General features: G+C 73.0%; 9 protein-coding genes. 4 read left to right on the top strand and 5 right to left on the bottom strand.

What is annotated here, in order from left to right; all coding sequences use genetic code 11:
• Positions 1-167: 167 nt before the first annotated feature.
• The 3 genes from HFV08_RS29370 to HFV08_RS29360 form a co-directional block, all read right to left on the bottom strand.
• The gene (locus tag HFV08_RS29370) at positions 168-971 is read right to left on the bottom strand and encodes a GH25 family lysozyme (RefSeq protein ID WP_168543628.1); all 804 of its coding nucleotides are present in this window, start codon (positions 969-971) and stop codon (positions 168-170) included.
• Between the two features lie 847 nt (positions 972-1,818).
• Positions 1,819-3,021: a S8 family peptidase gene (locus HFV08_RS29365; RefSeq protein ID WP_168543617.1), complete on the bottom strand. Its 1,203-nt coding sequence runs from the start codon at positions 3,019-3,021 to the stop codon at positions 1,819-1,821.
• A gap of 565 nt (positions 3,022-3,586) precedes the next feature.
• Positions 3,587-4,597, bottom strand: a complete 1,011-nt coding sequence (locus HFV08_RS29360; protein ID WP_168543627.1) for a hypothetical protein — start codon at positions 4,595-4,597, stop codon at positions 3,587-3,589.
• A gap of 132 nt (positions 4,598-4,729) precedes the next feature.
• On the opposite strand from HFV08_RS29360, the gene HFV08_RS29355 reads away from it, so the two are divergent.
• Positions 4,730-5,386 carry a TetR/AcrR family transcriptional regulator gene (locus HFV08_RS29355; protein WP_168543616.1) on the top strand — a complete coding sequence of 219 codons (657 nt, stop codon included), beginning with the start codon at positions 4,730-4,732 and terminating at the stop codon, positions 5,384-5,386.
• Between the two features lie 484 nt (positions 5,387-5,870).
• Here HFV08_RS29355 and HFV08_RS29350 read toward each other — a convergent pair whose 3' ends face one another.
• The gene (locus HFV08_RS29350) at positions 5,871-6,074 is read right to left on the bottom strand and encodes a hypothetical protein (RefSeq protein ID WP_168543615.1); all 204 of its coding nucleotides are present in this window, start codon (positions 6,072-6,074) and stop codon (positions 5,871-5,873) included.
• Positions 6,075-6,506: 432 nt separating this feature from the next.
• Here HFV08_RS29350 and HFV08_RS29345 point away from each other — a divergent pair, with 432 nt between their 5' ends.
• The gene (locus HFV08_RS29345) at positions 6,507-8,321 is read left to right on the top strand and encodes a thiamine pyrophosphate-requiring protein (protein ID WP_168543614.1); all 1,815 of its coding nucleotides are present in this window, start codon (positions 6,507-6,509) and stop codon (positions 8,319-8,321) included.
• Positions 8,322-8,482: 161 nt separating this feature from the next.
• On the opposite strand, the gene HFV08_RS29340 is transcribed toward HFV08_RS29345, so the two are convergent.
• Positions 8,483-8,788: a hypothetical protein gene (locus HFV08_RS29340; protein ID WP_168543587.1), complete on the bottom strand. Its 306-nt coding sequence runs from the start codon at positions 8,786-8,788 to the stop codon at positions 8,483-8,485.
• Between the two features lie 452 nt (positions 8,789-9,240).
• Here HFV08_RS29340 and HFV08_RS29335 point away from each other — a divergent pair, with 452 nt between their 5' ends.
• Both HFV08_RS29335 and HFV08_RS29330 read left to right on the top strand, forming a co-directional pair.
• Complete coding sequence (locus HFV08_RS29335) at positions 9,241-15,534, top strand: non-ribosomal peptide synthetase (RefSeq protein ID WP_168543613.1); 6,294 nt, start codon at positions 9,241-9,243, stop codon at positions 15,532-15,534.
• 79 nt (positions 15,535-15,613) lie between these two features.
• A complete protein-coding gene (locus HFV08_RS29330) occupies positions 15,614-22,867 on the top strand; it encodes a non-ribosomal peptide synthetase (RefSeq protein ID WP_168543612.1) in 7,254 nt (2,417 codons plus the stop codon).
• The last annotated feature ends 7 nt before the right edge of the window (positions 22,868-22,874 follow it).

Genomic DNA, 22,874 nt, shown 5'->3' with positions numbered 1-22,874 from the left:
ACCATCTCTCTTTCGCGAACGGCCGGTCGGGGCCCGGCCCGTGGGGGATCCGAAGGTGGGGGAGATACGGGGTGCGGGAGGTACGGGGGTGCCCGCGGGCACCGGAAAGACACTGGCGGAGCGGGCCCACACCGGCCCGCTCCGCCAGGGAGCCGATCAGACAGCCGTCACGCGGTGTTGTTCGCCAGGGCGAGCAGGCGCGAGCGGTCGCCGTTGAAGCGGTCCCGGTCGACGTTCCCGGAGACACCGGACACCGAGCCCGTGGAGGTGTACTGCCAGATCGTCCAGGACGAGAACCCGTTCGGGATGCTCGGGCTGCCCGCGGAGGTCCAGTGAGCCGTCCACAGCGGGCTCTTGGCCTTCATGCCGCTCCAGCCGCCGGTGCAGGAGTTCCACCAGCTCGGGCTGGTGTAGATCACCACGTCGCGGCCCGTCCTGGCCTTGTACGTGTTGTAGAAGTCGAGGATCCACGACTGCATCGCGGCGGGCGTCTTGCCGTAGCAGCTGCCCTCGATGTCCAGCACGCCCGGGAGCGTGAGGTTGTCGCGGGACCAGGCGCCGCCGTTGCTGGCGAAGAAGTTCGCCTGCGCCGCACCGCTGGAGGAGTCGGGCCGCGCGAAGTGGTACGCGCCCCGGATCACCTTCGCGTTGTAGGCGCCGCTGTAGTTGGCGCTGAACTGCGGGTCCTTGTACGTGGTGCCCTCGGTCGCCTTGATCCAGGCGAACTCGATGCCCGCGTTGCGGACCGAGCCCCAGTTGATCCCGCCCTGGTAGTGCGAGACGTCGATGCCCGCCGGGTTCGCCAGGAGGTCCGTGCCCGGGGCGCCCTTGAGGGCACCCTGGGTGTCGGGCTTGAAGTCCTTGCTGTCCTGCGTGTAGCCGACACCCATGTAGCCCTGGCCCACCGGCACCGGGTTGTCGTCGGGCAGCGGCGCCGAGGAGGCGGTGCCCGAGGTCATGCTGAGGGTCATGGCCACGCTCGCGCCAAGCACACCGGCCACAGTGAGTCTTCGCTGCACGGACTTCGCGGAAAGGATTCGGGAGAACAAGGCTTCCTCCTGCTGATCGAGGGGTGAGATGCAGTGGTGGTCGGTGATCCTTCGGTGCGGTGGCGCCTGCCGCGCCCCAGGGAGCGGAACGCGGCGGACAAAAGGGCTCAGGGGTTTCTTCCGCCGTCGCGAGCGGATGGTCCCGGATGCCGTGGAAATCGCCCCTTGCCCACATTTCCGGAAATGCTGCTCATGGCGCCGCCACCGCTGTATTGCCGTAGGCGAACGGTGTATTGCCGTGGACGAGCGACCGGGAAAAGCAGGACTCGGTCGGGAGCAACGCTGCCTCCTGGCGCATCTGTGGAGCACGCGGCACGGGGGCGGGACCCTCGTTGGCGCGCACGGCCGAGTGGGCGGAACGCATGGGCGAGCAGATGGGGCGCATCCTCCTCAAGCGGACCGCCGCGCGCTTCCCGCACTCCAACTGCGGTCTACGCGCGTCTACTTGAGGCGGACACGTCATAGTGAGCCATGAAACGAGGGTGCGGTAAAGGGGCTTCCGGCTCGTTAGTGGTCTAGACCAATTAGGCACTTCGGTGAGCTGCGGAAACAGAAGCAAACACACGGAACTTTTAGAAATGGCGAAGCGGCTCCCGCGTACCCCGAATTGGGCAAATGGCACATGGAGTTCGCCATGGGGGAGATCGGCCCGCCGAATGACCCCCGGCGCCGGGCGGTCCCGGACAGCACCGCTGCCGCACTCGTCCCGACTCGTACGTCAGAACAGGTGCGGCAGCGGTGAGCGGTCTGCCCGTTTCGGCGCGGGCTCCTACTCGGTGATCTGGACCAGCTTGTTCGGGGTGCCCTCGCCCGGGTCGGTGATGCGGTCGGCCGCGGCGGCGTCACCGAGCGCGGTGGCGACCTCCTCCGGGGTGGCCTCCGGGTGGCCGGCCAGGTAGACGGCGGCGGCACCGGCCACGTGCGGGGTGGCCTGCGAGGTGCCGGAGTACGTGGTGGTGGCGTCGTCACCGGTGTTGAAGTCGGAGACGATGTCCACGCCCGGCGCGTACAGGTCCACCGAGCTGCCGTAGTTGGAGAAGTAGGCCTGGCCGTCCGCGTCGTCACTGGCCGCGACGGTCAGTGCCTCCGACACCCGGGCCGGGGAGTAGTCGGCGGCGTCGTCGGCGGAGTTGCCCGCGGCGACGGCCACCGTCACGCCGGAGGCGACGGCCTCGCGGACCGCGGTGTCGATGGCCTCGTCGGCGCCGCCGCCCAGGCTCAGGTTGGCGACCGAGGGGCCCTGGTGGTTCTGGGTCACCCAGTCGATGCCCGCGACGACCTGCTCGGTGGTCCCTGAACCGTTGTCGTCGAGCACCCGCACGCCGACGACCTGAGCCTTCTTGGCCACACCGTGGGCCGCCCCGGCGAGGGTGCCGGCGACATGCGTGCCGTGGCCGTGGCCGTCCGAGGCGTCGTCGTCCCCGTCGACCGCGTCGTAGCCGGAGGAGGCGCGGCCCTCGAAGTCGCTGTGGGTGGTGCGCACACCGGTGTCGATGACGTACGCGGTGACGCCCTCGCCCGCGGAGTCGGGGTAGGTGTAGGCGTCGTTCAGGGGCAGGTCGCTCTGGTCCACGCGGTCCAGGCCCCAGGACGGCGGGGAGGGCTGGGTGGCGGCGATGGTGAAGGTCTTGCTCTGGACCACCTTGTCGACGGCCGGGTCGGCGGCCAGTCTCCGGGCCTCGGCGCCGCTGAGGCCCTCGGCCGAGAAGCCGTTGATCGAGGCGAAGCTGCGGCCGAGTTCGCCGCCGTACTTCTTGGCGATGTCCTTCTTCGCGGTGACACCGGCCTTGCCGTCGAGCAGGACGACGAACTGTCCCTTGATCGCACCGGGCGCGCCCGCGCCGAGCACGGTGCCCTCGGCGGGGGCCGCGCCGGCGGGCAGGGCGGCGATCGTGGAACCCGCGGTGAGGGCGACCGCGGTCGCCACGGTCACACCGAACCAGCGCTTGCCGGACCGCTGGAAAGCAGACATGTGAGGGGTCTCCTGTCTCGGGAGTGAGGGGGGAAGGAGCGTCGCGGCCACCCCTGTGGCGGTCGCGTACATGTCATGCTTCGCAACTCCCGGTGACGGCTCAAGAGTTGTACGTAGTCATCACGGCACTGCCAACCGCCCGCAACAAGAAGCCCCGCAAATGCCCCGAGCACGCGTGACCGTCCCCGGGCGCGTTACACCGCGGCCATACGCCGTTCCGATCCCGGGTTCCCGCCGCGGAGGCACTGCCCCTTGCTGTAGCCCGCCGCGGGTTCAACGGCCCGGAGGAGTCCCGGACATGGCGCCGCGCCCCTCTCCGGCCCGCTGGGCGGCGGGGCGGAGAGGGTCGCGGCGGTGACGCCCGGATCAGATGCCGCGAAAGAGGCCAGCGAGTGCGGTGACCTGCAGCGCTGGGCGGTTGATGGTCGCTGACCTGTGCGAATGACCGTTCGGCTATTTCACGTTCGTGCCGCGTGATGGGGCCGGAAGTCTGGTGAGGGCGTCCAAAGGCTCCACTACCGCCCGTCTGGTACGCCGCCCCGCTGGCCACCGTGCGCGGAGCCTGTCACCTCCGGTACCGCTGTGCCACTGCCGTGAAGGCGGCCTTGGGTTCCCATTCCATGTCGGGGTAGGTCTGTCCCCGGCGCCCTTCGAGGAGTTTGACGATGCCCAGGCCGGCCCGGTCCAGGTCGTCCCTGGGGGCGCCGTCCGGGCGGTGCGGGTAGCCGGGCAGGGCGAACAGGAACACGAACGCGCTGTCCACGCCCTCGGTCTCGAAGATCTCCAGCAGTTCGCTCAGATACGCGGCCTGGCCCGCCTCGTCGCGCTCGTATGTGCCGTTCAGCCGTAGTGGGGCCTTGGTCTTCGGGTCGTGCTCGACCACGTCCAGCACCCGTCCCCCGCGGTCTCCCGCGCCGCGGTAGGCGGCGGTGCCGAACCCGGTGACGGCGAGCGGCTTCGGGCCCTGGGCCAGGGTGCGCACCGCGTCCCGGAACCCGTCGGCGACCTCGGCGGAGCGGATCAGCTCGAACGTCACGATGTCGAAGGGGGTCCAGTCGACCTGCTCGAACTGGATGGACGCGTAGGTGAGTTCGCCGTGGAAGCTCTCGCGGACCGCGGCCGCGGCGTCATGGAGGAACGCGTTCATGCGCACGCCGAGTTCGCGCATCGCCTCGGCCCGATGCTCGCCTCGGCTCATCAGCTGCTCGACCCGCTCCTCGGGGCTCTCTCCGGAGAGGAACCCGCGGTTCATCACGCTCAGTTCGACCCCCGCGACGAACACGACTGCGGCCCCCTGTTGCCGGAGCCGTTCCGCTCGCTCGGCGCAGTCGCGGAAGAGCGTGAGGATCTGGTCCGGATCCAGCTCCAGCGGATAGGGCGAGAACCAGACCTCCAGGCCCAACTCGGCGGCGGCGCGGGCGGCCGCCTCCAGTCGGTCCGGGTCGCCGCCGATGATCTGGACCGCGTTGCAGTGGAGGTCGTCGCGGATGACGGCGAGTTCGCGCCGGACCACCGCGGGGTCGAAGTGCTCGCGGGATGTCCGGCCGTGCAGGACGAATCCGGTGTCGTAGGTCATTCCTCTTGCTCGCACGGTGGTGTCCTCTCTGCCGGTCTCGGGCGGGTCGAGACTGGCAGGAAAAGTGCGTGCACGCAAATTTACGTGTACGCAACTTTGCGCGTACGCAGTCCTGTGTGGAACGCTGACGCCGTGACGACACCACGGCCAGGGCTGCGGGAGCGGAAGAAGCAGGCCACCCGCGAGGCGCTGCGTGAGGCGGCACTGCGCCTTGCCGTGGAGCACGGACCCGACCGGGTGCGGGTGGAGGACATCGCCGAAGCGGCCGGGGTCTCGCCGCGCACGTACAACAACTACTTCGCCAGCCGGGAGCAGGCGATCGTCTCCGCCGTCACCGCGGACCGGGAGGCGCGTATCGCGGCGGCGGTCGCGGCCCGGCCCGCGGAAGTGCGCCTGGCCGACGCCGTCACCGAAGCAGTGGTCGCGCAGTACACCAACACCGGCGAGCGCGAGCAGAAGGCGCTGCTGCTGATCACCGCCCAGACCGCGCTGCGCGACGCGTTCCTCGAAGCCGCCGCCGGTATCGAGCCCCCTCTCACGGCGGTACTCGCCGAACGCCTGGCCGACGCCGAAGCACACACGGCCCGCGTCCTCGCGGCCAGCGTGGCCGCGGCAGTGCGCATCGCGCTGGAGGGCTGGCTCCGGCCGGTGCAGAGCGCAGAGACCGCCGAGAGGCACACCGCCGCAGGACTGGTCCTGCCCTCCGGCTCACTGCCCGACCGGCTCCGCGCGGCGCTGGCCCCGCTCGCGCCCGCGTTCGACGCCGCCGAGCAGCACACCCGGCCGTGAAGCCGACCCGACTGGGGCCTCCGCTGAACAAGCAGGAGATCCGGAACATGCCGATGCGCCCGGCCGGCATCCTCGGCAGCCGATTCAAGGTGGATGACGCCATGCCAGATTGCGATCCACGGCTGGAGCACTAGGTCGCAGTCGCCCCTACGCCTCGCGTCCGGCCCCGGCTGCCGTCCGCCGAAGCGCCCCGGGTCGAAGTCATACGGATCGGCCCACCGGGCGGGGTCGTGGCGGTACTCGTAGACCTTGAGCAGCAGGGCGTCGTTCGGGACCGCCCGCCCCTGCCGGCGCGACTCGCGCCCGGCGAGGCCCCCGGCGAAGCGGACGAACGGAGAGAAGCGCCGCACCTCGTCCGCCTCGGGCAGATCGTCCACCCGGGTGCGGCGGGCGAGCTCGGTGCCCCACGTCTCCTGGCGTGCCCGCGCACGCCGGGCGGTCAGATGGCGCGGGACGGGGATGGCGAAGCCGCGCCGTGCCTGAGTCAGTCGTGCTCGGATCGTGGTCGGCGGTCCTCTTCGTGGGCGGATTGCTGGGCACCGGGGTTCGGGCTGGTGGCGTCGCCCGCTTCGCCGTCGTGGCGGCGCTGCTCCTCGTCGTCCTCGACGCCCACCCGGGTCTCGGCGTCCTCGATCTCCTTGCGCACTTCCTCCGCGCCGCTGTCGCCGTCCTTGTGTTTGCCGCTCATCGTCACGGACTCCGTTCCTGCTGTCCTGCTGCCGCGAGTTGCCCCGACTGCCGCGGTCCAACCGTCGCCGTACGGTCCGGGGACTCCTGTCCCCTCTTGTCTCATGCCGAGGTGGGGTGCGCGACCCGACCGCGTACGCCCCACCTCGTACGTCCGACTGGGATCGCCGCCCCGGCCCTCTCCTCACCCGGCCGTGTTTGAGAAGGCCGGGCCGGTGAACCCGTCAGGGCACCATGCGGTGTCCCGGAGGGATATGACGGAGGCTTTCGTCCGCGCGGCTTAGCTTGTGCGAAGGGCCCCGTGTGGGGCGGTGGCCTCACTGTCCTTTGGCAGGCTCGATTCTTCTTCGTGCATTCCCTCCCGCGTATTCCCGCGCCCGTCCACCCACTCCGCCTGACCGACCGACCGACCGATCGAAAGGAAGGCCACCCCGTGTCGACGAAGGTCTCCGACTTCGTACTGCAGCGTCTGCGCGACTGGGACGTCGAGCATGTCTTCGGCTATGCCGGGGACGGAATCAACGGACTCCTCGCCGCCTGGGAACGGGCGGACGACCGGCCGCGGTTCATCCAGGCCCGGCATGAGGAGATGTCCGCCTTCGAGGCGGTCGGCTACGCCAAGTTCTCCGGCCGGGTCGGCGTCTGCGCGGCCACCTCGGGGCCGGGCGCGATCCACCTGCTCAACGGGTTGTACGACGCCAAGCTGGACCATGTGCCCGTGGTGGCGATCCTCGGCCAGACCGACCGCACCGCGATGGGCGGCTCCTACCAGCAGGAGGTGGACCTGCTGAGCCTGTACAAGGACGTCGCCTCCGACTTCTGCGAGATGGTGACCGTGCCCGAGCAGCTGCCGAACGTCCTGGACCGGGCGCTGCGCACCGCCCTGACCCGCCGCACGGTGACCGCCGTCGTCATCCCCGCCGATGTGCAGGAGCTGGAGTACGAACCGCCCCGGCACGCATTCAAGATGGTGCCCTCCAGCCTCGGCCTGCCCTCCTACGCGCCGGTGCCCGCCGAGGAGGACCTCACCCGGGCAGCCGCCGTCCTCAACGAGGGGGAGAAGGTGGCCGTCCTGATCGGGCAGGGGGCGCGCGGCGCGCGCGAGGAGGTCGAGGAACTCGCCGAACTGCTCGGCGCGGGCGTGGCCAAGGCCCTGCTCGGCAAGGACGCCCTGCCCGACGACCTGCCCTATGTGACCGGCTCGATCGGGCTGCTGGGCACCCGGCCCTCGTACGAGCTGATGCGGGACTGCGACACGCTCCTGGTCATCGGATCGAGCTTCCCGTACAGCCAGTTCCTGCCGCCGTTCGATCAGGCGCGCGCCGTGCAGATCGACATCGACCCGCACATGGTCGGCCTGCGTTACCCCTTCGAGGTCAACCTGGTGGGTGACGCGCGCGAGACACTGCGGCGGCTCCTGCCGCAGCTGGGGCGCAAGAAGCACGGCAAGTGGCGCAAGAAGATCGAGAAGGACACCGCCCGCTGGTGGGAGGTGATGCAGCGGCGCGCCGCGGTCGACGCCGAACCGGTCAACCCCGAGTACGTGGTGCACGCGCTGGACGAGCTGCTGCCCGACGAGGTGATCGTCACCGCCGACTCCGGCTCGTCCGCGAACTGGTACGCGCGGCACCTGCGGCTGCGCGGGAACATGCGCGGCTCGCTCTCGGGCACCCTGGCCACCATGGGTCCGGGCGTGCCGTATGTGATCGGGGCCAAGTTCGCCCACCCGGGGCGGCCCGCGATCGCGCTGGTCGGCGACGGGGCGATGCAGATGAACGGCATGGCCGAGCTGATCACCGTCGCCAAGTACTGGCAGGAGTGGGAGAATCCGCAGCTGATCGTCTGCGTGCTGAACAACGGCGACCTCAACCAGGTCACCTGGGAGATGCGCGCCGTGTCGGGCGCTCCGCAGTTCCTGCCCTCGCAGGCCCTGCCGGACGTGGCCTACGCGGACTTCGCCCGCTCCCTCGGGCTCGGCGGCCTGCGGGTGGAGAAGCCCGCCGAGGTGGCCGGCGCCTGGCGGCAGGCGCTCGCGGCCCGGCATCCCTTCGTCCTGGACTTCCGCACCGACCCCGCGGTGCCGCCCATCCCGCCGCACGCCACCTTCGACCAGATCGAGGCCGCCGCCGAGTCCGTCCTCAAGGGCGACAGCGACACCGCGGGCATGCTCCGCCAGGGCATCAAGGCGAAGGTGCAGGAGATGCTGCCGGGCTCCCGGCACCGGGGGGACCGGCCCGGCCAGAGCTAGGGCCTGTCGTCACACTCCCCTCTGCGTCGCGGCGCCTGGCACGCACTCTCGCCGCACCGGACAAGGCCCGAGTTGCTCCGCCACGAGAGCCTTCGCCCGGCACACCGGGTGCACGCGGACACCGCGGACACCGCACAGGACGGTGAAGACACCCCCTAGGTCTACTTCGTCACCTTGATCCGCTCGTACGCGGTGGACTTCGGCGCCAGGCAGACGAGCCAGTCGTAGGGCGAGTCCTTGGGGTAGGTCCGGTCGGCCGGGTGGGAGGACCGTGGCAGGGCCAGGGCGCATTCCGCGGTTTCGGCGAAGTGCGGTGCTGCACGGCCCGACACGGACGTCGCCATGGCGAGGAGCCCCAGGAGGCCGCTTCCGGCGAGGGCCGTGCTGTGCGTGCTCCTGGCGAAGTCGGCAGTCGGTTTCAGGACGTCGCGAAAGAGGTCCTGGGCGGCGGCTGCGTGCTGAAGCAACGCGGTGCAGGAGGGCGCGACCGGCCTTCGGTTTCCCGCCCGGTGCCCATGAGATCGGGCGCCGACTCCCCGGAGTGGTGCGGGTGGACGGGGAGCGCGGTCGGCACCGGCGTCTTTCGCCGTACGGTCGCGCACGGCCCGGCGGGCGTGGGGGCAGCGCGGCCACCTCGTGGGCCGCGTCCGGACCGGCCACCGCCGCGGGCGCGTGGTGCGGCGCGGGCGCGTGCAGGGCCGGTGGCTGGGGCGAAACAGGTCAGGAACCCGAGGAAGAGGATCGCGGGGAACCAAACAGCCTCCGTCAGTGTCCTGGCTCGCCGCCGCGCGGCACGGACCCCCGACCTGCGCGGAGCCGGTCCGGCAGCCCACTCTGCGTGCGGTGCTGCGTCTTCTTCCCTATGGGCTCCCTGTCCGCCGACGGCAGTCTGCTGCAAAACACGGCTTGGAGGCTCAACGTGACAGCAGGACCGGCCCCCGAGAGGGCCCTGGACGGCGTCGACACCCGGATCGCATCCTTCGCGCAGCGCCGGCTGTGGTTCATGGACCAGCTCGCCGGTTCCTCCAGCGGCTCCATGCTCCCGCTGATCCTGCGGCTGCACGGCCCGCTCGACCCGGAACGGCTGCACCGGGCCCTGTCCGCGATCGTCGACCGGCACGAGGTGCTGCGCACCCGGTTCACGGCCGTCGACGGCGAACCCGTCCCGGTCGTCGACGCCCCGCACGGCATCGCCCTGGAGCGCATCGAGGCCACTGGCCCCGACGACCTGTACGCTCGCCGCCTGGGACGCTCCGTCGATCTCGCGGCGCAGCCACCCGTCCGCGCCTGCCTCGCCCGCGTCGCCCCCGACGAGCACCTCCTGCTCGTCGAGGTGCACCACATCGCCGTCGACGGCTGGTCGTGGGGCGTACTGCTGAACGAGCTCGCCGCCGGATACCGCGGCGACTCCGTCGCCGCGCCCGCCCTCGCCTACTCAGACCTGGCCCGTACCCAGGCCGAACGCCTGCGCGGCCCCCGTCTGGAGCGCCTGCTCGGCCACTGGCGCGAACGGCTCACCGGCCTCACCCCGCTCGACCTGCCCACCGACCGGCCCCGCCCGCGCACCTGGGACGGCTCCGGGGACGTCGTCCGTTTCGACCTCCCCGCCGACCTGGTCGCCGCCGTCGACGGCTTCGCCCGCTCCCGACGCGCCACCCGCTACATGGTCCTGCTCACCGCCTACCAGGCGCTCCTCGGCCACTGGGCGGGCCGCGACGACATCGCCGTGTGCAGCACCCTCGCCGACCGCGCCCGCCCCGGCACCGCCGCCCTCATCGGCCCGTTCGTCAACACGGTGGTCCTGCGCACCGACCTCGCCGGGAGTCCCGGCTTCACCACCCTGCTCGACCGGGTGCGCGGTCGCGTCCCCGTGGACCTCGCCCACGCCGAGGCGCCCTTCGACCTGGTCGTCGGCGCCCTCGGCGGTTCCCGCGACCTGTCCCGCCACCCCCTCGCACAGGCCTCCTTCACCCTCCTCAACACTCCGATCCAGCCGATGCGGATGCCGGACCTGGAGGTGTCCCTGGTCGAACCGCCGCTCGCCGAGACCCCGCTGGACGTCTTCCTCGACCTCACCCTGCGCGCGGACGGCAGCATCGCCGCCCTCCTGCAGTACGCCACCGCCCTCTTCGACGCCGCCACCATGCGGGTGTTCGCCCAGGCGTACGTGGCCCTGGTGAGGGCCGTCCTCGCCGCACCCGACACCCCGGTACGGGAACTGGCCCGCGCCCTGCCGCCCCGACCCGGCACCCTCGCCCGGCCCCGCCCGGACTGGCACCGCGCCCCCGAGCACGCCGCTGCCCCGGCGCCGCCCCTTGCCTTCCGCGGCAGCCCCGGCGCCACCGCGCTGCGCTGCGGCGACGACACCGTCACCTACGCCGAACTCGACGCCATGACGGGTGGACTGGCCGCCGCCCTGACCGGCGCGGGCATCGCACCGGGCGACGCCGTGGGCGTCCTGCTGCGCCGCGGACCGTGGTCCGTCGCCGCCGTCGAAGGGATCTGGCGGGCGGGCGGCGTCTACGTGCCCCTCGACCCCGAACTCCCCGATGGGCGGCTGCGGTTCATGGCCCGGGAAGCCGGCCTCGCCTGTGTGCTCGGCGACCCGGCGACCGCCTCCGCCGCCGACGGCCTCGCCCCCGCGCGGATCGACGTCACCACGGTCACCCCGGCCGCCGACGGCCCCCGCCACCACCCGCACCCGCGCGAGCTCGCCCACGTCATCTTCACCTCCGGGTCCACCGGACACCCCAAGGCCGTCGGCGTCGAACACGCCGCCCTCGCCTCGCATGTCGCCGCCGCCCGCGCACGCTTCGGCATCACCGCCGCCGACCGCGTCCTCGCCTTCGCGTCCTTCTCCTTCGACGCCTCCCTCGACCAGATCCTGCCCGCCCTCACCGGCGGCGCCACCGTCGTCATGCGCCCGGACGAGCCCTGGCTGCCCACCCAGGTCCCCGAGATCGTCCAACGGCACGCCCTCACCGTCGTCAACGTGCCCCCCACCTACTGGGCCGAACTCACCCTCTCCCTGGACCGCCGCCTCGCCGCCGCCCTCGGCACCCTGCGCCTGCTCGTCCTCGGCGGCGAGACCGTCCCGCCCGACACCCTCGCCGCCTGGCGCGCCGCCGTCCCCCACGTCCGCGTCGTCAACGCCTACGGCCCCACCGAGACCACCGTCACCACCACCACCTACGACGCCGACGACCCGCCCGCCCACACCGTGCCGATCGGCCGCCCGCTGGGCGAACGCCGGGTCTACGTCGTCGACGGCGACGGCGAACCCGTCCCCGTGGGCGTCGGAGGGGAACTCCTCATCGGCGGCACCGAGGTGGCACGCGGCTACCTCGGTCAGCCCGCCCTGACCGCCGAACGCTTCGTGCCCGACCCCTACGGGCTGCCCGGCGGACGCCTCTACCGCACCGGCGACCTCGTACGCTGGACCCCCGGCGGGGACCTGGAGTTCCTCGGCCGCCGCGACGACCAGGTCAAGATCCGCGGCTTCCGTATCGAACTCGGCGAGGTCGAGACCGTCCTGCGAGCCTGCCCGCTCGTCGCCCAGGCCGCCGCCCGCCCCGACCGCGCCACCAGACGCAGCCTCACCGGATACGTCGTACCCGCCCCCGACGCCCCGGCCGCACCGGACCGGGCCGAGCTGCGCGCCTGGTGCGCCCGCCACCTCCCGCACCACGCCGTCCCGTCCGAGTTCGTCGTCCTCGACGCCCTGCCGGTCGGCGTCTCCGGCAAGCTCGACCGGTCCGCGCTGCCCGACCCCGAGCACACCCGCTCCGACGCCGGCCCCGCCTATGCCGCGCCGCGCGACGAGACCGAGCGGATCGTCGCCGACGTATGGGCCGACGTCCTGGGACGGGAGCGGGTCGGACTCGACGACAGCTTCTTCGACCTCGGCGGCCACTCCCTGCTCGCCACCATGGCCGTCTCCCGGATCGCCCAGCGACTGGGCCGCGAGATCGAACTGCGCACCGTCTTCGAGCACCCCACGGTCCGCGGGTTCGCCCCCCGAGTGGCCACCGCCCGTGCTGACGCCGGCACCGAGGTGGTGCCCGTCGACCGCGACCGGCCGCTGCCGCTGTCCTTCGCCCAGGAGCGACTGTGGTTCCTGGACCGCACCTCCGACCGGGGCGACTCCTATCTCCTGTGGTACTGCTGGCGGGTGCGCGGCGGCCTCGACCGCTCCGCCTGGCAGCAGGCCCTGGACGACCTGGTCGCCCGCCACGAGGTCCTGCGCACCGCCCTCATCGAGACCGACGGCCGCCCCGTGCAGGAGGTGTGCGACCCCGTCGGCGTGCCGCTCCGCTGGGAGCGGCTGTCCGAGGCCTCCGGCGGACAGGACCGCGTCGAGGCGCTGCGCCCCGCCGCCGCGGCCTTCGCCACCCGCCGCTTCGACCTCGCCAGGCCGCCCCTGCTGCGCTCCGGCGTGTGGGAACTGGCCGACGACGACCATGTCGTGCTGATCGCCCTGCACCACGCCGTCACCGACGGCTGGTCCAAGGGCGTTCTGCTCGACGAACTCGCCCAGCACTACCACGCGCGCACCCAGGGCCGCCCCGCCGGGCTGCCGCAACTGCCCGTGCAGTACGGCGACTTCGCGGTCTGGCAGCGCGACCGTGCCGACAGCGGCGCCCTCGAACCCCAACTCGCCTACTGGGAAAAGGCACTTGAGAACACCCCGGTGTTGGACCTGCCCACCGACCGGCCCCGCCCCGCCGCGTTCACCGGGCGCGGCGGCGCCGTCGAGGTCGCCCTGCCGCCCGGACTCCTCGACCGGGTCGACACCTTCGCCCGCGCCCACGGCGCCACCCGCTTCATGGTGCTGCTCGCCGCGGCCCAGGCCGTCCTGGCCCGCTGGACCGGACAGAGCGACATCGCCGTCGGCACCCCCGTCGCCGGGCGCGGACGCCTCGAACTGGAGCCCCTCGTCGGCTTCTTCGTCAACACCGTCGTCCTGCGCACGGATCTCTCCGGCCGGCCCCGGCTCGGCACCCTCGTGGACCGCGTCCGTGACGTCGTCCTCGGCGCCTTCGACCACCAGGACGTCCCCTTCGACAAGGTCGTCGAACGGCTGCGCCCCGAACGCGACCTGTCCCGCAACCCGCTCTTCCAGGTCATGGTCGACGTCCAGGACTCCTCCACCAGCCGCTCCGCGCTCCCAGGCCTGGACGCCACCGACCTCGCCCTGCCCTGGAACTCGGCCAAGTTCGACCTCACCGCCACCTACGTCGTCCGGGACAGCACCCTCGCCCTCAACGTCGAGTACGCCGCCGACCTCTTCGACCCGGCCACCGCCACCCGCTTCGCCGGTCACGTGGGCCGCGTCCTGCACACGCTCCTGACCAGCCCGGACGTCCGCGTCGACGAAGCGCCCCTCCTCTCGCCCGACGAACGCGACGCCCTGCTCTCGGCCGCCGGACACACCGTCGGCCGGGCACCTGCCTTCGCGGTGACGGGACCCCCCGACGCGACCGCCGTCGTGTGCGAGGGCACCACCCTCAGCTACGCCGGACTCGACGCCCGCACCGCGGGCATCGCCGCCGCCCTCACCGACGCGGGCGCCATGCCCGCCGACCGGGTCGGCGTGTGCCTGGGCCGCGGAACGGAAGCGGTCGCCGCCATGCTCGCCGTGTGGCGCGCGGGAGGCGTCCACGTGCCGCTCGACCCCCAGCTCCCGCCGGACCGCCTGCGCCACATGCTCCGGGAGGCGGGCGTGCGCCATGTGCTGTGCGACGCGCGCACCGAGGACACCGTCGTCCCGCTCGGCGTCCGGACCATCCGCGCCGACACCGCCCCGTCCCGTCTCGACGGACCCCGGCACACCCCCCGCCCCCTCGACCTCGCCTACGTCATCTTCACCTCGGGCTCCACCGGCAGGCCCAAGGCGGTCGGTGTCGAGCACCACGCCCTGGACGCCCATGTCGCCACTGCCCGCGACCTGTTCGGGCTGACCGGCGACGACCGGGTCCTCACCTTCGCCTCGACCTCCTTCGACGCCTCCTTGGAGCAGACGCTGCCCGCGCTCAGCGTCGGCGCGAGCGTCGTCGTACGGCCCGACGAGATCTGGACGCCGGAGGAACTCGCCGACCGGGTCGCCGCGACCGGCGTCACCGTCATGGAACTCACCCCCTCCTACTGGGCGGAGCTCGTGGCCCGCCTGGACGCGCTGGCCCCCCGGCTGGCCACGCTGCGGCTGCTGGTGACCGGCGGGGAAGCACTGCCCGCCGACCCCCTGGACCGCTGGTTCGCGCACCTTCCCGGCGTGCCCGTCGTCAACACCTACGGCCCCACCGAGACGGTTGTCTCCGCGACCGCGCACACCGTCCGGGCCCGCCCCGACGGCCGAGTGCCCATCGGCCGCGCCCTGGGCGGACGCCGCACCTATGTCGTCGACGCCCGCGACGAGCTCGCCCCGCACGGAGTCCCCGGCGAACTCCTCATCGGCGGCCCGGAACTGGCCCACGGCTACCTGCAGCGGCCCGCCCTGACCGCCGAACGGTTCGTGCCCGATCTCCACGGCGAGCCCGGCAGCCGGCTCTACCGCACCGGTGACGTCGTACGCCGACTGCCCTCGGGCGACCTGGAGTTCCTCGGCCGCAACGACGACCAGGTCAAGATCCGCGGCTTCCGCGTGGAACCCGGCGAGGCGGAGGCCGTCCTACGCGCCCACCCCGGCGTGCGCGGCGCCGCCGTCCTGGTCCGGGCACTGCACGGGGAACCCGCTCTCATCGGGTACGTCACCGGCGACGGACTCTCCGAGGAGGCTCTCGCCACCCACTGCCGGGCCCAACTGCCCCGCTACCTCGTCCCGTCCGGGTTCGTCCTGCTCGACACCCTGCCGCTCACCGTCCAGGGCAAGTTGGACACCGCCGCCCTGCCCGACCCCGCCGCCCGGGAACCGCACGCCCTCGTACCACCGCGGACCCCCGCGGAGACGGTCGTCGCCCAGATCTGGTGCGAGGTCCTCGACCTGCCCCGGGTCGGAGTCCACGACGACTTCTTCACCCTCGGCGGTCAGTCCCTGCGCGCCGTCTCCGTCGCCTCCCGGCTGCGCACCGCCTTCGACTGCCCCTTCCAGGTCCGCGACCTGTTCGAACACCCCACCGTCGAGCGGCTCGCCGCCGAGGTGGAGCGCCGCCTGCTGGAACTGATCTCGCAGATGAGCGACGACGAGATCGACCTGTCCCTGACCGCGGACCTGTGATCGGCCGCGCGGGCCGCCCCGACGCGGCCCGCGCCCGCACCCCGCCACCCTGTGCAGACCTGAGATTCGGAGTGCCCTCATGACCACGTCCGACGTACGCCCCGGTCCCCACCCTGCGGACGGCGGCCTCTCCCCGGCCGCCCGGCGCCTGCTGGAACAGCGGCTGCGCGGCCGGTCGGCCGTGTGTGACGACGGACCCGTCCGTGTCCGGCCCCGGCCGGAGCGGATCCCCCTGTCCGCCGCCCAGCAGCGCCTGTACTTCCTCGATCGGCTCGACCCGAAGGCCCCCACCTATCTGCTGCCCGCCGCATGGCGGCTCGCCGGCCCCCTGGACGTGCCGGCCCTGCGCGGCGCCGTGGCCGACCTCGTCGAGCGCCACGAACAACTGAGGGTCGTCTTCCCCGAGCACGAGGGCGTCCCGTACCAGCGTGTCCTGCCCGCCGGCGGCACCGCCCTCGACGTCGTCGACGTGAGCGCCTCCGGCCGGGAGAGCCGCTCCCGGCACCTGGACGCCGCCGTCCACGCCGCCGCCCTGCGCCCCTTCGACCTCGCCGCCGAACCCGCCTTCCGCGCCACCCTCGTCCGCGCGGCCGACGACGACCACGTCCTCGTGCTCGGCATGCACCACATCGTCTCCGACGGCTGGTCCCTCGACATCCTCGTGCGCGACCTGGCCGAGCTGTACCGCGCCAGGACCGGACGGCGCCGCGCGGAGCTGCCCGAACCGCCCCTGGACTACGCCGACTACGCGATCTGGCAGCGCGCCGACGACCAGAGCGCCGCCCTCGACCACTGGACCGGCCGGCTCGCCGGACTCACCCCGCTGGACCTGCTCACCGACCACCCGCGCCCCGACACCCCGTCCGGCCGCGGCGCCGTCCACACCGTCACCCTGCCCCCCGCCCTGAACGACGCGCTTGCCGCGCTGGGACGCCGGGCCGGGACGACTCCCTACATGACGGTGCTGGCCGCCTTCCAGGCCGCGCTCGCCCTGCACAGCGGCCAGCACGACATCGCCGTCGGCACCGTCGTCGCCAACCGGGAACGGACCGAGACGGAACACGTTGTCGGCTTCTTCGTCAACACACTGGTGCTGCGCGGCGACCTCTCCGACGACCCGACCCCCACCGCCCTGCTCGCCCGCACCCGCGAACGCGTCCTGGAGGCGTTCTCCCACCAGTCGCTGCCCTTCGAGAAGGTCGTGGACGCACTCAGCCCCGAACGCGACCTCGCCCGCAACCCGCTGGTCCAGGTGCTGTACACGCACACCGAGACCGGCTCGGGCACCCTCGCGCTCGGCGGGGCGAACGGCACGCCCTACCGGATCGGGCTCACCACCGCCAAGTTCGACCTCACCCTCGACCTGCGCGACGGCGCCGGACCCACCGAACTCGCCTTCGTCTACCGGCCCGACCTGTTCGCCGAGGAGTCCGTCGCGGCGCTCGCCCGGCACACCGTCGGTTTCCTGGAGGCCTTCCGTACCGCCCCCGACGCCCCGCTGAGCACCGCCGACCCGCTCGGCGCCGCCGACCGCGCCCACCTGCTGGGACCCGACGGCCCCGCACGCACCGTCACCGACAGCGGCCCGGCTCCGCGCACCGCCGCCGACCGCCTCGCCGACCACATCGCCCGCACCCCGCACGCGGTGGCCGTCACCGGTTCGGGCCGCTCCCTCACCTACGCCGAACTCGACGCCCGCGCCACGGCACTGGCCCGGCGCCTGCGCGCGGCCGGCGTCACCGCGGGCTCCCTCGTCGGCGTCTGCCTCGACCGCACCCCCGACCTCGCCGTCGCCCTCCTCGCCGTCTGGCGGGCCGGAGCCGCCTACCTGCCGCTCGACCCGAGCCACCCCACGGCCCGCCGCGCGTTCACCGTCACCGACTCCGGCATCGGACTCATCGTCACGGACACCGCGACCCGCCATGCCGTCGAGGCACTGCCGGCCCGGCTCCTGGAACTCGACGCCCCCGACGCGGCCGAGGCCGTACCCGAAGGACCGGACACCGTCCCCGCCCTGGACGACCTCGCCTATGTCATCTACACCTCCGGCTCCACCGGCCGTCCCAAGGGCGTCGAGATCACCCACGGCAACCTGGCCTGGCTGCTCGGTGCCGCCGACCGGCACTTCGACTTCGGCCCCGCCGACGTGTGGACCCTGATGCACTCGCCCGCGTTCGACTTCTCCGTCTGGGAGCTGTGGGCCCCGCTCGCCACCGGTGGCCGCGTCGCCGTCCTCACCGCCGACCAGGTGCGCGATCCGGCCGCCGTGCTGCGGGTGCTGCGCGAGGACGGCGTCACCGTCCTCAACCAGACCCCGGCCGCGTTCAAGGGGCTACGCGCCCATCTGCGGGAGACCGGGGCCGACTTCCGGGACCTCGCCCTGCGCACCGTCGTCTTCGGCGGAGACGCCTTCGACGTACGGGACTACCGCGACTGGTTCACCGCCGCCGGACCCCGCCCGGCGCTCGTGAACATGTACGGCATCACCGAGACCACCGTCCACGTCACGATCCGCACCATCACCGAGGACGACGTCCACGGCACCGTCCGCTCACCCGTCGGACGACCTCTCACCGGAGCCCACGGCTACGTGCTGGACACCTGGGGACGCCTCGTCCCGCACGGCACCGTCGGCGAACTCCACGTCTCCGGCGCCGGAGTGGCCCGCGGCTACCGCAACCGGCCCGAGCTGACCGCCGAACGCTTCCCCGACGACCCCTTCGCCGGCCCCGGCACCCGCATGTACCGCACCGGCGACCTCGTCCGCGTCCTGCCCGACGGGCAGCTCGCCTATGTCGGCCGCGCCGACCACCAGGTCAAGATCCGCGGCTACCGCATCGAACCCGGCGAGATCGAGACCGCCCTGCGCGCCCTGCCCGGTGTCGCCGACACCGCGGTCGTCGCTCGCCGCGACGACGGCACCGCGCGCCTGGTCGCCCATGTTGTCACCCCCGAGGGCCGCCCCCTGGACGCGCCCGCCCTGCGGGAACGCCTGCGGCTGGCCCTGCCCGAGTACATGGTCCCCGCCCTCTTCGTCCGCCACGAGCGGCTTCCCCTGACCGCCAACGGCAAGGTGGATCGCGCCGCCCTCACCGCCGTCCGCCCCACCACGGCCGTCCGCTCCGCGCACATCGCCCCCGAGGGAACCACCGAACGCACCCTGGCCGAGGTGTTCGGCCAGGTCCTCGGCGTCGAACACGTCAGCCGCACCGACAACTTCTTCGACCTGGGCGGCGACTCCATCCTCGCGCTGCGCCTGGTCGGCGTCGGCCGGCTCGCCGGACTCGGCTTCACCGTCGCCGACGTCTTCCGGGCCCGCACCCTCGCCGATCTCGCGGAACGCGTCACCGAGGCGACCGAGGCCCCCGAACCGGTCGCCCCCTTCTCGCAGATCGACCCGGCCGACACGGACCGCCTCCCGGACGGTCTCGCCGACGCCTACCCGCTCACCATGCTCCAGGCGGGCATGCTGCACGAGATGCTCGCCGACCCCCGGCGCGGCGCCTACCACAACGTCACCGATCTGAAGATCACCGTCCCCGAGGGCTTCGACGCCGCCGCCTTCCAGGCCGCCGCCGACGCGCTCGTCGCCGCCCATCCCATCCTGCGGACCTCCGTCGACCTCGTCACCTACCGCGAACCCCTCCAGCTCGTCCACCGCGCCGCCCACCTGCCCGTCGGCTACACCGATCTGCGTGGCCTGCCCCGCGAGGAACAGCGGGACCGGCTGCGCCTGTTCGTCGACGAGGAGTTCGACCGCCGCTTCGACCTCGCCACCGCCCCCCTCGTCCGGATCCACCTGCACCACATCACCGACCACGACCTGCGCCTGGTCCTCACCGACTGCCATGTCGTCCTCGACGGTTGGAGCCTGACCTCCCTCGTGGCCGACCTGCTGGCCCTGCACCGGGAGGCCGTCACCCATCGCACCGCCCCGCGCCCGCCGAGCGTCCCCGCCTTCGCCGAGTACGTCGCCCTGGAGCGGGCCGCCCTCGACAGCGAGGACTCCCTGGCCTACTGGCACGACCGGCTCGCCGCACTGCGCCCCGTCACCCTGCGCCGCCGCGCCGGGGCGGTCCCCGCAGGCGAACCGCCCGTGCACGAGGTGCGGCGCTCCTACGCCCACCTCGCCGCACGCATCGGCCGCCTTGCCAAGGAGGCAGGCGTGCCCCGCCGCACCGTGCTCGTCGCGGCCTTCCACCACACCATGAGCCTGTTCGCCGACCGGGACGACAGCGTCCGGGGCCACAGCGTCGGCCTCGTCACCAACGGCCGCCCCGAGGTGCCCGGAGCCGACCGGATGCGCGGCCTGTTCCTCAACACCGTCCCGTTCGGCGTCGACCGCCCGCGCGGCGACTGGCTCACCTACCTGCGGGACGTGTTCACCGCCGAGCAGGACATGCTCCCGCACCGCCGGGTGCCCCTGGTCCGCATCGCCCGGCTGCGCCCCACCGAACCGAACCTGACCGACGCCGTCTTCAACTACGTCAACTTCCACCGCCTCGCCCACGACTCCTGGGACGACTCCCTGGAGATCGCCCGCACCATGTTCCCCCTGCTGGTCAACGCGAGCGTCAACGCCTTCACCCTGGACGCCGACCCGGTCTGCGTCGCCCCCGTCACCGCCGAACAGGTCGCCGACGTGTACGTGGCCCAGCTGGAGGCCATGACCGCCGACCCGCACGCCCCCGTCACCCGCCCCACCGCCACCGGACCCGCCCGCGCCACCGTCCTCGACTGGGCGAGCGGCCCCGAACTGGCCCCCTCGCCCCTGCTGTTCCACGAGCACGTCGCCGCCCAGGCCGCCCGCACCCCGTACGCCGTCGCCGTCGAACACCGCGGCGAGACCCTGACCTACGCCCGCCTCCACGAGCAGGCCGAACAGGTGTCCCGGCGGCTGCGCCTCTTCGGCGTCGGCCCCGAGACGGTGGTCGGCATCTGCGTCGACCGGGGACCGGACTGGGTGCGCGCCGCCCTCGGTGTGCTGCGCTCCGGCGGCGCCTTCGTCCCGCTCGACCCCCAGCACCCCACCGAACGGCTCGCGTTTATGGCCGAGGACAGCGGCATGCGAGTCCTGCTCACCCAGCGCTCCTTGGACGCGGCCGTGCCCTTCGACGGTCCGACGATCCACCTGGACGCGCCCGCCGAACCCCTCGGACCGGTGCCGGGACGCGAACCCGACGCCGACACCTTCGCCTACCTGATCTACACCTCCGGCTCCACCGGCGTACCCAAGGGCGTCGCCATCGCACACCGCGGTCTGTCCAACATGCTCGAAGGCCAGCGCGACCTGGTCGACCCCACCCCCGAGGACCGGGTCCTGCAGTTCGCCTCCTTCGGCTTCGACGCCTCCATCCTCGAACTGACCTGGTCCCTCGCCAACGGCGGACGCCTCGTCACCGCGCCCAAGGAGGACCTCCGCCCGGGACCGGACCTGGCCCGTACCCTGCGCGAGGCCCGGATCACCGGCGGCATGCTGCCGCCCAGCGCCCTCGCCGTCCTCGGCGACGACACCTTCCCCGACCTGCGCGTCCTCCAGGTCGCCGGCGAGGCCTGCCCCGCCGAACTCGCCGACCGCTGGGCCGTCGGCCGCCGCTTCCAGAACGTCTACGGCCTCACCGAGACCACCGTGTGGTCCGTCGCCGCCGACCTCGCCCCCGGCGGAGGCCGCCCGCCCATCGGCACCCCCATCCGCAACACTCGCGTCCACGTCCTCGACGACGACCTCCAGCCCGTCCCCGTCGGCGTCCCCGGCGAGATCCATCTCGGCGGACTCGCCGTCGGCCGCGGCTACCTGGGCCGTCCCGCCCTCACCGCCGCCGCCTACGTCCCCGACCCCTACGGAGAGCCGGGCGAACGGCTCTGCCGCACCGGTGACCTCGGCGCCTACCGGCCCGACGGCACGGTGGAGTGGCTCGGCCGCCGCGACGCCCAGGTCAAACTGCGCGGCTTCCGCATCGAACTCGGCGAGATCGAGCACGCCCTGCGGCAACTGCCCGGCATCCGGCAGGCCGTCGTCCTGCACCGCACCGACCTGCCCGGCGGCGAACCGGCCCTCGTCGCCTACCTCGTCACCGTGCCCGGCGCCGACCGGCCCACGCCCGAGAACCTGCGCGGTGCCCTGCGCACCGGCCTCCCCGGATACATGGTCCCGTCCCGGTTCGTCGCCCTGGACGAGATGCCCGTCAACAGCAGCGGAAAGATCGACAAGCGGGCACTGCCCCTGCCGCCGGCCGAACTCGACCAGGACGGGACCGACTACGTGGCGCCCACCACCCCGGCCGAACGGATCCTCGGCGAGATCTGGCGCGAAGTCCTGGGCCTGTCCCGCATCGGAGTACACGACGACTTCTTCCGCATCGGCGGCAGCTCTCTGTCCACCGTCCGCGTCTCCCTCATGGCCGCCGGACGCGGACTCCCGGTCACCGTCGGCGACCTGATCGAACACCCCACCCTCGCCCGCCTCGCCGCCCACGCCACCCGCGCGACGGGCCAGACGCTGCCCACGACCGTGACCTCCGAGGTACGGCTGCGCGAGGGCACCGGGGAACCCCTGTGGTGCGTGCACCCCACCGGGGGCAGCGCCGCCTGGTTCGTCCCGCTCGCCCGGGCCCTGCCGCCCGGCCGTCCCGTCCACGCCTTCCAGGCCCGCGGACTCCTCGGCGGCGTCGACCCTTCCACCGTCACCGGCATCGCCGCCAACTACGCCGCCGAGATCACCGACCGCGGCGTGCCGGGCCCCCACGCCCTGCTCGGCTGGTCCATGGGCGCCAACATCGCCCTGGAGATGGCCACCCAGCTCCACCAGGCCGGACACCCCGCCGCCCCGCTCGTCCTCATCGAGCCCTATCTGCCCAACCCCGCCGCCCGCGCCCGCCTGGACGGCGTCGCCCGCGACCTGCGCGAAGCGCTGCGCCTGCGGGACCACCTGCGGGAGCTGCCGCCCTCACCGCAGCGCGACCGGGCCACCGCCGAACTCACCGCCACCCTCCTGGGCGCCGGCATGAGCCCGGCCGAGGCAGCCCTCGTCGAGAACGCCCCCATCGAGGTCTGGCACTCCCTGCTGGCCGCCCTGGCCTCCTACGAGGTCCGCCCCTACCCCGGCCACATCCACCTGGTCCTCGGCAGCGAGGCCGCCGGCCTGCCGCGCGGCGTCCCGATGCCCGGCCTCGACGTCGACCACGAGACGTACGTGGCCCGATGGCGGGAGACCGCCCGCGGCGGACTCACCCTGCACATCAGCGACGGCGATCACATGTCGATGATGGCCGAGCCCCGGGTCGCGGGCATCGCCGACCTGCTCACCGCCCTGGAACAGGGGGAGCCGCGATGACGACCGC

Origin of the sequence: Streptomyces physcomitrii (assembly GCF_012273655.1) — a bacterium.
GTDB classification, from domain to species: Bacteria; Actinomycetota; Actinomycetes; order Streptomycetales; family Streptomycetaceae; genus Streptomyces; species Streptomyces physcomitrii.
This window is presented reverse-complemented; position numbering and strand designations above follow the sequence as displayed.